15 protein-coding genes are annotated in these 12787 nt (G+C 61.9%); 5 read left to right on the plus strand and 10 right to left on the minus strand.

What is annotated here, in order from left to right; translation table 11 throughout:
• Positions 1 to 126: 126 nt before the first annotated feature.
• Positions 127 to 636 carry a transcriptional regulator LdtR gene (ldtR, locus tag ASD83_RS05900; protein WP_056308806.1) on the minus strand — a complete coding sequence of 170 codons (510 nt, stop codon included), beginning with the start codon at positions 634 to 636 and terminating at the stop codon, positions 127 to 129.
• A gap of 239 nt (positions 637 to 875) precedes the next feature.
• Positions 876 to 1283: a hypothetical protein gene (locus ASD83_RS05905; RefSeq protein ID WP_156385772.1), complete on the minus strand. Its 408-nt coding sequence runs from the start codon at positions 1281 to 1283 to the stop codon at positions 876 to 878.
• A gap of 128 nt (positions 1284 to 1411) precedes the next feature.
• On the opposite strand from ASD83_RS05905, the gene ASD83_RS05910 reads away from it, so the two are divergent.
• Positions 1412 to 2143 carry a helix-turn-helix domain-containing protein gene (locus ASD83_RS05910; protein WP_056308809.1) on the plus strand — a complete coding sequence of 244 codons (732 nt, stop codon included), beginning with the start codon at positions 1412 to 1414 and terminating at the stop codon, positions 2141 to 2143.
• A 10-nt stretch (positions 2144 to 2153) separates the two neighbouring features.
• On the opposite strand, the gene ASD83_RS05915 is transcribed toward ASD83_RS05910, so the two are convergent.
• Entirely contained in the window at positions 2154 to 2804 is a 651-nt protein-coding gene (locus ASD83_RS05915; RefSeq protein ID WP_056308811.1) for a DUF2161 domain-containing phosphodiesterase, read from the minus strand.
• Between the two features lie 86 nt (positions 2805 to 2890).
• Complete coding sequence (locus tag ASD83_RS05920) at positions 2891 to 3280, minus strand: hypothetical protein (RefSeq protein ID WP_056308813.1); 390 nt, start codon at positions 3278 to 3280, stop codon at positions 2891 to 2893.
• Positions 3281 to 3489: 209 nt separating this feature from the next.
• On the opposite strand from ASD83_RS05920, the gene hemB reads away from it, so the two are divergent.
• Entirely contained in the window at positions 3490 to 4503 is a 1014-nt protein-coding gene (gene hemB, locus ASD83_RS05925; RefSeq protein WP_082560975.1) for a porphobilinogen synthase, read from the plus strand.
• Here the strand turns inward: hemB and ASD83_RS05930 are convergent.
• On the minus strand, positions 4500 to 5435 hold the full coding sequence (locus ASD83_RS05930) for a DMT family transporter (protein ID WP_056308815.1): 936 nt from the start codon (positions 5433 to 5435) through the stop codon (positions 4500 to 4502). The genes hemB and ASD83_RS05930 overlap by 4 nt on opposite strands.
• A gap of 144 nt (positions 5436 to 5579) precedes the next feature.
• Here ASD83_RS05930 and ASD83_RS05935 point away from each other — a divergent pair, with 144 nt between their 5' ends.
• Together ASD83_RS05935 and ASD83_RS05940 are read left to right on the plus strand one after the other, a co-directional pair.
• A complete protein-coding gene (locus ASD83_RS05935) occupies positions 5580 to 6095 on the plus strand; it encodes an RDD family protein (protein ID WP_056308817.1) in 516 nt (171 codons plus the stop codon).
• Between the two features lie 59 nt (positions 6096 to 6154).
• Complete coding sequence (locus ASD83_RS05940) at positions 6155 to 6886, plus strand: arginyltransferase (protein WP_056308819.1); 732 nt, start codon at positions 6155 to 6157, stop codon at positions 6884 to 6886.
• A gap of 190 nt (positions 6887 to 7076) precedes the next feature.
• Here ASD83_RS05940 and ASD83_RS05945 read toward each other — a convergent pair whose 3' ends face one another.
• The 5 genes from ASD83_RS05945 to ASD83_RS05965 all read right to left on the minus strand — a co-directional run bounded on the left by ASD83_RS05945 (position 7077) and on the right by ASD83_RS05965 (position 12353).
• Positions 7077 to 7385: a Dabb family protein gene (locus ASD83_RS05945; protein WP_056308821.1), complete on the minus strand. Its 309-nt coding sequence runs from the start codon at positions 7383 to 7385 to the stop codon at positions 7077 to 7079.
• 339 nt (positions 7386 to 7724) lie between these two features.
• Complete coding sequence (gene parC / locus ASD83_RS05950; RefSeq protein ID WP_056308823.1) at positions 7725 to 10025, minus strand: DNA topoisomerase IV subunit A; 2301 nt, start codon at positions 10023 to 10025, stop codon at positions 7725 to 7727.
• A 135-nt stretch (positions 10026 to 10160) separates the two neighbouring features.
• Positions 10161 to 11147, minus strand: coding sequence for an ABC transporter substrate-binding protein (locus ASD83_RS05955; protein WP_156385774.1), 987 nt, complete (start codon positions 11145 to 11147; stop codon positions 10161 to 10163).
• Positions 11148 to 11202: 55 nt separating this feature from the next.
• Complete coding sequence (recO, locus tag ASD83_RS05960) at positions 11203 to 11910, minus strand: DNA repair protein RecO (protein WP_056308827.1); 708 nt, start codon at positions 11908 to 11910, stop codon at positions 11203 to 11205.
• Positions 11910 to 12353, minus strand: coding sequence for a MarR family winged helix-turn-helix transcriptional regulator (locus tag ASD83_RS05965; RefSeq protein WP_244489113.1), 444 nt, complete (start codon positions 12351 to 12353; stop codon positions 11910 to 11912). The genes recO and ASD83_RS05965 overlap by 1 nt, the downstream gene beginning before the upstream one ends.
• Before the next feature lie 91 nt (positions 12354 to 12444).
• On the opposite strand from ASD83_RS05965, the gene ASD83_RS05970 reads away from it, so the two are divergent.
• Positions 12445 to 12783 (plus strand): antibiotic biosynthesis monooxygenase family protein, encoded by a 339-nt coding sequence (locus ASD83_RS05970; RefSeq protein WP_082560976.1) that lies wholly within the window; start codon positions 12445 to 12447, stop codon positions 12781 to 12783.
• The last annotated feature ends 4 nt before the right edge of the window (positions 12784 to 12787 follow it).

The following is a 12787-nucleotide window of genomic DNA, read 5'->3' on the forward strand; positions in this document are numbered from 1 at the left end:
TCTTTGCGGCACAAATAAGAAACGCCGGCCAATGGCCGGCGTCTCCGCAAAGAGTGTGGCGTGGAGGCAACACAAGCCTACACCCGCATGCTGTTTGATGGACGCGAGGCCCTGCCCCGCTCGCAATCAGAGCTTGTAGAGAATCTGGTCGACCCAGAAGCGTTCGAGACGGGCGAGCGCCTTGTTGAGGTTGTCGAATTCTTCGTCGCCGAGACCGCCGACCTTGTCGATGGATTTCAGGTGGCGATCATAGAGTTCGTCGATCACTTCGGCGACTTCCTCGCCCTTGGGGGTGAGGCGAATGCGGACCGAACGACGATCCGTGCGCGAACGCTCCTGGAAGATGTAACCGGTTTCGACCAGCTTCTTGAGATTGTAAGAAACGTTCGAGCCGAGATAGTAACCGCGCGAGCGCAGCTCACCGGCGGTCAGTTCGCTGTCGCCGATGTTGAACATCAACAGCGCCTGGACCGGGTTGATATCGTCCCAACCCATACGATCGAACTCGTCCTTGATCAGGTCGAGAAGACGACGGTGGAGACGCTCCACACGGGAGACGGCTTCGAGATAGAGGGGCTTCAGACCTACCGGACGGTTCGGGGTAAGGGCCTCAGCTGCGTTCGACTTGATTGCCATTTTTGCCTCACTGTTTTTTCTCTGCGTGCGATTTTTCGCATCTCATGAGGCCAAACTACGACGCCCGAACTAAGATCGCCCTAAACAGCACGCTTAATGGCATCTTACTGGAAAGCAATGAGAATTTGGCTTAACGGTTCGTCACACCGGTGCATAAACTTGTAACCATTACAAGGCGTAAACGGGCGGCGAAGGCTCGCCCGGCGGGCGGGCGGGGCCAACCGCCCGTATGTCGCCCCTCAGGTCCGGAGGGCTTTTGCACCTGCGAGTTTGAGGGCGAAAACAGCGCCGACGGCGAGCGCCTGGGCGATGATCAAGGTTACCCCGATCGCCGTCATTTGAGCCGAATGAAGCACAAGAAGTGCAACACTGAGGAGGACCCAGAGGCCATCGCCGAGGATGTTGGCGGCGAGGGAAGTTGCGTCCGGGCCCGTGGCGGCGCCAATGGCCCAATTGAAGAGTGCCCAGGGCAGCAGAAAAATGCCGGCGCCCAGAAGGACCATGTGCATGGGCGGCCAGCCGATGAGATTGGCGAGCGGCGTGGCGAGGACGAGGAGGCCGACGCCCATGGTGAAGGAGAGGACTGCATCGAGGCGATAAACGAGGCGCGGATCGAGAAGGGTTGGGGTCTCAGCAAGATCGGTCATGATGGCTCTCCGGAAAATCGTGTGGTCGATGCCGGAGAGTGGCGCCGATGAGGTCATGGAGACAATTACTCCCAAGGTAATGGAATTGCGCGGGACGCTGCGGCAGGGTGAGAGCAAGGAGACACGCCATGTTCGAGACGGCTTTGCGCGACTGGCGCAATCAACGGGGGATGAGCCAGATGGCGCTGGCCATGGCAGCGGATGTGTCGGCGCGGCATTTGTCATTTCTTGAATCGGCACGGGCCCGGCCGAGCGCAGCGATGGTGTTGCGGCTTTCCGAAGCGCTGGACCTGCCGCTGCGCGAGCGCAATAGCCTGTTGGTGGCCGCGGGCTTTGCGCCGCACTATGGGGACAATGACTGGTTGAGCCCGCAGATGACCGAGCTAAGGCAGGCGGCGCAATTGCTGCTCAAGGCACATGCGCCCTGCCCTGCCATCGTGCTCGATGCGGCATTCGATATTCTGGAGGCAAATGGGGCAGCGCTGGCGCTGATCGGCGTGGAAGAGTTGCCGCCGACGCGGCTCAATCTCGTCGATCTGGTTTTTGCGCCCGGCGATCTGCGGAGCTCGATTGTCAACTGGGCGGAGGTTGCTGCCTATCTGATGCATCGTTTGCGCGAAGGGGTGCGGCGGCATGGGCCGAGTTCGCCAGTGGCGCGGGTGTTGATGCGGATACGGCGGCATGAGGGGGTGGATGGCTTGAGCCTGCGGCCCGAGGGTGCGCTGGGACAGGTGCTGTTGCCGCTGGAATTTCGGACGGGCGGTCAGGTAACGCGCTGGTTTACGACGGTGACAAGCTTCGGCGCGCCGCAGGATGCGCTGGCCGAGGAAATCACCATCGAGCAGTTTCACCCCGCTTAGGGCGCGCCGGTCAGTTCTGCGATGGCGTAACGGCGGCCTTTCCCGTCTCGGTCAGCCCATAGATGCCTCTGCTCTCGCGCGCGAACCATCCATAGACATTGCTTCTCAGAATGGTCGGCGCTCTCGCGACCAGCGCCTTCAATTGCCTGGGGCTTTGCGGCCCTTCTAGCAACGCGGTCGCACAGAGGATGCAGTCTTGCCGGTATGCGGTCATGATCGGCTTGCCGCGCCCACCGCCTATCTGCGGATCCCCCACGCGCCGCTTGTGCTCGTCGAGAAGCCGGGAGCGTCTTTTGGCGTCGCGGCGAGGGGCCGCGGCGAAGGGCGCAACGATGACATCGACAAAGCCGGTTGGCGAGACGGCAAGAAGGCCGAAGCCCAGGCGCCGACAGAGATTACGGAAACGGGCATCGTGCTCGCGCCCCCGAGCGGTCTTCGAGGCGCTCGCCGCGAGCCAGACTTCGTCGCAAATCGCGGCGCGATTGACGCCCTGCATGACGAGTTCGAGATTGAAGGCCAGCTTCATCTCGCAAACGATGAGGACCGGCGGATCGCCGTCCTTCACGCCGACCAGGTCACAACCGTTGATCTCGCCTTTGACGGCATAACCGGCGCTTTCCATGAAGGCTTTCAGCGGAAGATAGAGGTCGGTCTCGGCCATGGCGCTCGGTTAGGTCTTTGATGCACACGGTTTTGATTTAGCTGAGTCTCAAAGCGTGCGCAGTGGTGGGACCACCGAGGATCGCGTCAATCCGCCGCCTGGGCGCGGGAGAAGCGGAAGCTGAGAGCGAAAATAATGGAGATGGCCGCGAGCAGTACGATGCGGACGGCGAAGCCGAAGGCGGACATGCGGATATCGGGGCTACCGGCGAGATAAAGCGCCAGCTCGGCCGTGGTGGAGCCGACAAGCAGAACGGCGCCCCAGCTGGCCTTGAGCCAGAGGCCGACGCCGGCAAAGAGACGCGAGAGCGAGAAAATGCCGAGCAGCACGAAGCCAGCGGGGCCAAGGACGGCGACGGGGCTGACTGCACCGAGATTGACGCCGAGCAGGCGGCCCGCATCGCTGAGGCCCAGCAACAGGCTCAGCAAAGCGACGATGCGAATATATAGGCCGAGCTGGGGTGATTTGAACGACATGGCTCCTTAGTAGCGAGGCCAAGGGGCTGCGACAAGCGGCGGCTTGGAGGCGGGGGCGGTGGCTGGTATGAGGCAAGTACATAGAGAGCGGTGCGTGTGGCTCCACCCCCACCCTTCCTCCCCCATCAAGGGGGAGGTGTCACCGAATTCGCCATAGCGAATTCGGTTGGGCTGGTGGGTGCCAAATCTACGCAGCAAGGAACAAAAGAATGACGCAGAACTGGGCCAAGCATGACATGTCCTTCCTTGAGGGCCGGCGGCAGCGGCGGTTGCGGCGGACGGCGTGGAGCCGGGATATGGTGCGGGAAACCGAACTGATGCCGCGCGATTTGATCTGGCCGCTTTTTGTGATCGAGGGACAGAACGAGCGCACCCAGATCAAGACCATGCCGGGGGTGGAGCGGCTATCGATCGACCTGATGGTGGACGCGGCGAAGGCGGCGCGGGATGCGGGAATTCCGGCGCTGGCGATTTTTCCCAATACGCCGGACCATCTGCGCAGCGAGGATGCGGTCGAGGCTTACAATCCAGACAATCTGATGTGCCGGGCGCTTTCGGCGATCAAATCGGCGGTGCCCGATATTGGGCTGATTGCCGATGTGGCGCTCGATGAATATTCGAGCGACGGGCAGGATGGCCTGGTGCGGGATGGGGAAATCCTCAACGACGAAACCGTCACGGTGATGGTCAAATCGGCGCTGGCGCAGGCCAGGGCGGGCGCGGATATCATTGCGCCTTCGGACATGATGGATGGGCGCGTAGCGGCTATTCGGGCGGCGCTCGATGCCGAAGGCTTTGAGCATGTGCAGATCATGTCTTATGCGGCCAAATATGCGTCGTGCTTTTATGGGCCGTTCCGCGAGGCGGTCGGCTCGGGCAGCCGGCTCAAGGGCGACAAGCGCACCTATCAGATGGATTATGCCAATTCCGACGAGGCGCTGCGCGAGATTGCGCAAGATATCGAAGAGGGCGCCGATAGCGTGATGGTCAAGCCGGGCATGCCCTATCTCGATATCGTGCGGCGGGCGCGGGACGCGTTCAACGTGCCGATCTATGCCTATCAGGTGAGCGGGGAATACGCGATGATCGAACTGGCGGGCGCCGCCGGGGCGATCAACCGGGATGCGGCGGTGCTTGAAAGCCTCTGGGCCTTCAAGCGCGCCGGGGCGAATGGCATTCTCACCTATTATGCGCTCGAAATGGCGCGGAAGCTCGGGCGCTAAACCGACTCTTCCGGGGCCGCAGCGGCTTCTTCGCGCGCACGTGCGGGGCGGCGGCGGGCCATGGTGGCACTGACGACGCCGCCCGCGGCGACGAGGGCAATGCCACCGAGCGCAATGGCATCAGGTGCGTGGCCGAAGACCAGCCACCCGAAAAGCGCGGCCCAGCCGAGATGCAGATAATTCATGGGCGCGAGAATGGCCGCGGGGGCGTAGCGGTAGGATTGGGTGAACAGGTAATGCCCGAGCCCGGCGGAGACGCCGAGACCGAGGAAGAGAAAAATCTGGAGCACGGTGGGCGGCACGCCATAGAGGGTCCACGGCAGCATCAGGCCGAAAAGGATCGAGCCGACGAGCGCGGTATAGAACAGCATGGTGATGGTGTGTTCGGTGCGCGCCAGGACGCGCGAGAGCAGGTTGTAGGCCACGGCCAGCACCACATTGCCGAGCGCGAAGGCAATGCCCCAGGGATCGAGGCCGCCGCCGGGTCGGGCAATCAGCAGCACGCCAGCAAAGCCCAGCGCCGCGGCGACCCAGGCGCCGGAGCCGACTTTCTCATTCAGGAGCGGCCCCGAGAGAAGAATAACGAGGACCGGGGCAAGGTAGACGATTGCAGTCGCCTCGGCGACGGGCATGCGCTGAAGGGCAAAGCCCATCAGAACCGAGGCGACGGCAAGGCAGCCACCCCGCACGAGAACAAGGCCGGTGCGCGTCGCATGCACCATCGCCCGTCCATGAAACGGAGCGACGATGGCGAGCATCAGCAATGCATGGGTGATGTAGCGGACGGCCATCACGAGGGGCACGTTGTATTCGCTGACCAGCAGCTTGCCGCTCGTGTCGCTGTAGGCAAACAACATGGTCGCCCCGATGATGAAGGCAAGGCCGCGCAATGGCTGATCGGTCAGCGGCGCGGGGGCGGAAGTCGTCGACATGTGGTGTTCCGAAGGGGCGGCGCGGCAGGACGGGCGAGTCGCGAGGGGCGGGATTGCCTGAGGATAGGCCGGAGGTGGACGGAAGCACAGGAGAATTGCGCTCGGGGACTTGCATTGCGGCGGAGTGATGACAATTTCAGGGACATGACTCAGGACTATGCTGCATCCCGCCCCTATCTGCCCGACCCTGCCACCGCGCCGGAGCTGTTCGACGGCGTGCTGACGCGACGCGTCATGGCCTATTTCATCGATCTCGCCATCATGGGCGCGCTGGTGCTGGCCCTGACGATTGCCGGCGCCATCGTGGGCGTCCTGACTTTGGGGCTTGGCTTCGCGGCGCTGGTCTTTGTCATTCCGGCGGCAATCGTGCTCTATTATGGGGCGACGCTTGGTTCGTCGCGGCGCGCCACGGTGGGCATGCAGATGATGGATATCGTCTTGACGCCGACGCGCGGGCAACCGCTCGATGGCTGGATGGCCATCCTCCACGCGGCGGTGTTCTGGCTGACATTCTGGATCTGCTGGCCGATTTCGCTGCTCTTCGCGCTGTTCACGCCACGGCGGCAGATGATCCACGATTTCGTGGTTGGGACACTGATGGTGCGGCGCTCGCCGATGATGCGGCACTGGCAGAATGCGCGCAGAAGCGCATTTTACTGAAATATTGCAGGCGAGTGACGGGAGGGATACACTCGCAGGATTGTAGCCATGGGTCGTAGATGACCGACCAGTCGCCGGAAACCACCCAACTCTTCCTGACCGCAGCCATGCCGTGCCCCTATTTGCCGGGCCACATGGAGCGCAAATTGTTCACGCATCTCAGCGGGCGCAGGGCTTCGGCGCTGCACCATGTGCTCAGCGACAACGGTTTCCGCCGCAGCCAGAACCTGATCTATCGCCCGGCCTGCGAGGGCTGCAATGCCTGCCAGTCGGTGCGAATCGTGGCCGGCGAATTTGCGGCTTCCTCGCGATTCCGGCGGGTTTTGCGCACCAATTCCGACATTTCCATCACCGTGCGGCCGACAACGGCGACGGTGGAGCAATACGAGCTTTTCAAGCGCTATCTCGACTCGCGCCATGCGGGCGGAGGCATGACGCAGATGTCGTATCAGGACTATGAATATATGGTCGAGGATACGCCGGTGCAGTCGGTGCTGGTGGAATATCGCTTGCGCGAGCATCCGGGCGAACCGCTGGTGGCGGTGGCGCTGACCGATGTGATGCCCGATGGGCTATCGATGGTTTATTCGTTCTATGACCCCGAACTGGCGCATCGTAGCCTCGGGACGTTTCTCATTCTCGACCATATCGCGCAGGTGCGCTCGGCGCGGCTGAACTATGTGTATCTGGGCTATTGGGTGAAAGAGTCGCCCAAGATGGCCTACAAGGCGCAGTATCGGCCATTGGAAGTGCAGCGTGGGCATGCCGGGTGGTGCCGGGTCGAGGATTGAGGTTTTTGCCTTTTTACACTCACCCCAAGTAGCCTTCATGGTGAGGTGCTTTGCGAAGCAAAACCTCGAACCACGGGGGCGCCGCGCTGAGACATTGGGGCACGCCCCCGTGGTTCGAGGCACGCCTCTGGCGTGCACCTCACCATGAGGGCTACTGGGCTCTGCAGGTTTGCGTTCGGGCCGTTGGCGCTCACACCACCATATCGAACACGATCAGCCCGTCTCGCCCGCCTTCAAGCGCGGCGACGAGTTTTGCGCCGGCGGTCTTGTGGTCTGGATGGACGAGGTAGGCGTCGCGGGCGGCTTCGTCGGTGAAGTCTATGGTGAAGCCATCGACGAAGCCCTTGTGGAGGCCTTCGGGGGAAACGTTGGGGCCGGAATATAGGGCAAGGAAGCCGGGGACGACTTCACGTAGTGATTCAAGTTCGGCGTAGATGGCGGCGCGCTGTTCTTGCGTTACTTCAGGACGGAAGCGAACGAGGACGCAGTGGCGGATCATTTTCTTGAGTCCTTCTAACGGGTTGGCGCGGGAGGCTGGCGTCAGACTTCTTTGTGTCCGCCGCCCTATCCCTCTACTCGATTGTCACCCCGGCGAAGGCCGGGGCACATCTTGAGATCCCAGGATGGGCCCCGGGTCAGGCCCGCGGTGACATCCGGTGGTCGTTGGGACAGACCCGGCCCTGCGCGCGTAGCGCTCCGGGCGTTCGGGCCTAAAATTGCTCCACTGGAGCAATTTTGCGCGATGCGCGCGGCTACCGGCCCTACGCGCATAGCGCTTCGGGCGTTCCTCCCTTCAATCGCTCCACTGGAGCGATTGCTCGCCTTTGGCGAACGGTCGTCACCCCACAAACTTATTGTTCTTCGGGAAGCCCGTTGGGGGTTGGCGGCCGGCGGTGGCGCGGTCGGCAAGCCAGTCGGTGAGTTCTTCCGTCGGCTTGGAATAGGTGCGGCCCGAGGAGTCCATCCAGGTGAGGCCGTCAGCGGCGTAGAAGGTTTTGATGTCGGAAATGCCGCCATCCTTGTAGCGCTGCAGGCGGACGCCCTTGCCGCGCGACATGGTGGCGAGCTGGGCCAGAGGGAAGACCAGCAGCTTGCGGTTTTCGCCGATGGTGGCGACGCGGTCGCCGTCGCAGGGGACGATGAGGCGCGCTTCTTCGGGCAGCGAGACATTGAGGATCTGCTTGCCCTTGCGGGTATTGGCAACGAGGTCGTCCTCGGGGACGATGAAACCGTAGCCGGCCGAGGAAGCGATGATGCGCTTGGCGCCGGGCTTATAGACGAAGAGCGCAACGATATCCTGCCCCTCTTCCATATCGACCATGATGCGGACGGGTTCGCCCTGGCCGCGTCCGCCGGGGAGCTTGTCGGCGCCAAGGGTGTAGACCTTGCCGCCGGTGGTGAGCATAAGAAGCTTGTCAGTGGTCTCGCAATTGATCGCGAGTTTTAGGCGATCGCCGGTCTTGAAGCCTTTTTCATCGACCGGGGCATTGTGGCCCTTGGGCGCGCGAATCCAGCCTTTTTCCGAGAGGATGACGGTGATCGGTTCGCGTTCGATGAAGGCTTCGGTGATTTCGGCGGCGTCGGCGGTCGGGGCGTCGAAATAGACGGTACGACGGGCGCCGAGCGCATGGGGCGTGGTGCCATCGGCTTCGAACAGCGGATAGGCCTTTTTAAGAGCCTCGATCTGGCGCGAGATTTCGCCCCACTGCTTCTTGTCGGAAGCGAGCAACGCTTCGAGCTTGCCCTTTTCGGCGGTGAGGTTTTCGTGCTCCTTGCGCAACTCGAGTTCTTCGAGTTTACGCAAGGAACGTAGCCGCATGTTGAGGATGGCTTCGGCCTGATTGTCGGTCAGGTCGAAGGTCGCCATCAGGCTCTTTTTGGCATCGTCCTCCTCGCGGATGATGCGGATCACCTCGTCGAGATTGAGATAGGCGACGATATAGCCTTCGAGCACTTCGAGGCGGTTGGCGATCTGTTCGAGGCGATGCTCGGAGCGGCGGACAAGGACGATCTTGCGGTGATCGAGCCAGGCGCGCAGGGCATCCTTGAGGCTCATGACGCGGGGCGTCGTGCCCATGTCGAGGACGTTGAGATTGAGCGGGAAACGCACTTCGAGCTCGGTGAGCTTGAAGAGTTGTTCCATGAGAATGACCGCATCCACCGTGCCGGCGCGCGGCTCGAGGACGAGGCGGATATCGTCGGCGCTCTCGTCGCGTACGTCTTTGAGGAGCGGCAGCTTTTTCGCGAGGAGCAGTTCGGCGATCTTTTCGACCAGACGCGATTTCTGCACGCCATAGGGGATCTGGGTGACGACGATCTGATAGACGCCCCTGCCCTTTTCCTCCTTGTTCCAGACGGCGCGATGGCGGAAGGCGCCGCGGCCGGTTTCGTAGGAGTGGACAAGGGAAGAGCGGGATTCAACGAGGTGTCCACCAGTCGGGAAATCCGGACCACGCACGAGATCGTCCATGCTCGGGGGCGAGGACAGATCGGCGTGGATCAATTCCTCGGTGGTCGTCTCGGGATTGAAGATCAGTTTGAGCGCGGCGTTGCACAGCTCCACCACATTGTGCGGCGGCACGGAGGTGGCCATGCCGACGGCGATGCCGGTCGAGCCATTGGCGAGGAGGTTCGGAAAATTCGAGGGAAGGACGACCGGCTCTTCGTCTTCGCCGTCATAAGTGGGGCGGAAGTCGATGGCATTCTCGGTGATGCCTTCGAGAAGGCGCATCGAGACTTCGGTCATGCGAGATTCGGTATATCGCATGGCCGCGGCGCTATCGCCGTCAATATTGCCAAAGTTGCCCTGGCCATCGACGAGGGGATAGCGGAGGGCAAAATCCTGCGCGAGGCGGACCAGGGCGTCGTAGATCGACTGGTCGCCATGCGGGTGGAACTTACCGATCACGTCGCCGACGATACGAGCGGATTTTTTGTAGCCCTGGCCCGGATCAAGACGCAGCAGCCGCATGGCGTGGATGATGCGGCGATGGACAGGTTTCAGGCCGTCGCGGGCATCGGGCAGAGCGCGCTGGGTGATCGTTGAAAGGGCATAGCTCAGATACCGCTCTTCGAGCGCCTGCTTGAGATCGACGATGCGCTGATCATCGGGCGGCGGGAGGGTATCGGCATCGGACATGCGTGGCTCAATGTTCGGAAGAACGAATCAGGAGCAGAGTATAGTCGAGCCAGTCTGGAAAGGCATGTTTTGCGGGGTTTTACCCCGGTTTCCGCAGGTTGGCCGGGGCAATTTCGCCCCGACCGGTGTGTGAGATCAGTTTTTGCGGAAAGGCACGAATTCGCGGCCGACGATATGGGTCAGCACGGAGTCGTTGGCTATTTCGAGCGAGCGGAAGGACGAGGCATAGATCGGCGAGCGTGGGAGTATCGCAAGCTGATGGTTGCGGCAGAAATGCACGATGTCACAGAAGCCGGGGATCAGCGCTTCGAAGGCGTCGCGGATCTGCTGCGGGCTGGCCTGATCGCTATTGGCGATCTCGTATGTGCTGAAGGCGAAATCGGCGTCGAGTTCGGGCAGAAATTCGGGGCTGAACTCGGCGTCGCCGCTCTTGTCGGTGATGTCGGCGATGACCTGCGGCTTGGAAAAGCCGATGTCATCGAGCACCTGCGACAGAGCATAATAGGTGCGCGAGCCGTTGATATAGCCATCCTTCGGCCAGGGCTGAATGATGGAAACGGAAATATCTTTGGCATTGGGAATGAGGCGGCGGGATTCGGCGATGCGTAGCTCATAGAGCGCCTGCCGGCGATCATATTCGTCCGTCAGATTGGCGGCATCGGCCACGGCATGCATGCGACCGAAATAGTCGAGACCCACGACGTCGATCAGGATAGTCGGAGCAATCTTGCTGAGATTTTCGAGCAGTTTGTCGTCGTTTCCAGCGCGACCAATGATCAGGTCCGGTTCAAGCGCCGCGATCCGTTCCAGATCGATCTCGTTGAAGACGCCGATGAATTCTATGTCGGTGTTCGCATAATCGACGCCGAAGAGGGTGTTGACGGTGCGGATATAGGGCTGACCCTGGTCATCCACTCGACCATGGCTACCGGCGATTTTGTCCACGCCGCCGAATTCGACGAGCGGCAGGGTTATGCTGAGATCGTGGAGCGAGACGATCCGCTGCGGATCGGCCGGGATTTCGACGAGGCCATTGGCGGCTTCAAAGACGCGCGTTTCGGCCGCGGCAAGCGGCAGGGCCATCAAAAAAAGCGCCGCCATGGCGCTCATAAACCTGATCATCGTCAGCTCCGTCGCAATCAAAAACAAAGCTGACTTATCAAATCATGTTAATCCGTCAATCGGTCTTGCTGAAGATATCGACCAAGGCGTCGCGGATCGCGGGCTGTTCGAGCTGTCGCGCGCTCCAGATGTGGCGGCCGAGGAAATGGCCGGTGAGGCGGAAGGCGTTGCGGATGTCGTCTGGGGAGGCATTGCCGCGTTCGTGGAGGAAGCTCGGGAGCGGCAATAAGCGGTCGAGATAGGGTGCGGCGGCGGCGCGGGAGACGGCGCGACCGGTTTTGGGGGAGACGTGGGTCAGGTCGGTCGTGGCGCCGGTGGCGGCGCAGCTATGGAGGTCGAGGCCGAAGCCGAGTTCGTCAAGGAGCGCGAGTTCGAACCGCGCCAAGGCGATGCCGTCGGGCGGGCTGTCGATGAGGGAGAGGGCCTGGCCGAGCAGGCGATCGTGGGGATCGTGCTCGGGCAGGAGGCGCAGGTGGTCGCAGACGAGTTGGGCCAGGTAAAGACGCGTACGATCGGCCATCAGGTCGGCGGCGCGGCCCTGCATGAGTTCGACCGTGAAGGTGCCGAGATGGTCTTCGAGGCGGGCGCGCCAGGTGAGTTGGATGGTGTTGCCGACTTGCAGGGCGGGCGCGAGCTTTGAGGAGCGACCGCCGCGCACCAGGCCCAGCCAGCGACCGCGGCCGGCGACCATGGCCTCGGCAATGAGGCTGGTTTCGCCGTGGCGACGGACGCCAATGAGGAGGGCTTCACCGGTCCATTCCATCAGTCGGATGACTCATCGGTGCTTTGGGCCAAGCGTTGCCGCAAAGTCTGCAGCACTTCCGCCGCGATGGCGATTTTCTCGCTATCGAGACCCGTTGCCAGTCCATCAACCCAAGGGCGTTGCAGTTTGTGAATGGAAGCAACGGCTTGCCTGCCCTGATCGGTCAAACAAACAAGCTTGGATCGGCGGTGATGCGGGTTTTCGCGCAGTTCGACGAGACCAGCTTCGACGAGCTCATTAACGAGGCGCTGCACGCTTTGGCGCGCAAGGCCCATGTCGCGCGCGATGTGCGCTACGGGCTGGGGGGCCGGCGCCATGGCGACCGTGCCCAACACCTGCCAGCGGGCGCTGGTGAGGCCAAGGGGCGCGACGAGTTGATCGCCCGCCGCCACCAGCAGGGCATTGGCGCGAAAAATATCGAGAAACAGGGCGCTGAGCGCCATGGACGAATTCATATTGACAGCACAATACCGATTTGACAGCATACTGTCAATTCAACGGACCAGTTGAATGACTTTGACATGGAGACCAGAGATGAGCACCCCAGCGCAAGCCAAGAATGCTTCCGTTTTTCGTATCGACAGTTTTGCCGTGCCGGCGGAGGCGCGGGAGGCCTTCATGGCGCAGGTGCAGGACACCAAGGATTTTCTGGACCAGCAGCAGGGCTGCCTGCAGAACCTGGTGCTGGAGCACCATTCCGGCGCAGAGCGCTTCAACGTGGTGACGGTGGTTGAATGGGAAAGCGAGGCGGCCTTTGCCAGCGCCAAGACCGCCATGATGGAAAAGCGTGGGATGAGTGGTTTTGATCCCGCCCAGTTCCTCAGCGCTCTTGGCATCGAGGCCAATATGTCGAACTACGCTTCCGTGCTCTGAGGGG

The sequence above is a fragment of the Devosia sp. Root685 genome (assembly GCF_001427875.1).
Classification (GTDB): Bacteria; Pseudomonadota; Alphaproteobacteria; order Rhizobiales; family Devosiaceae; genus Devosia.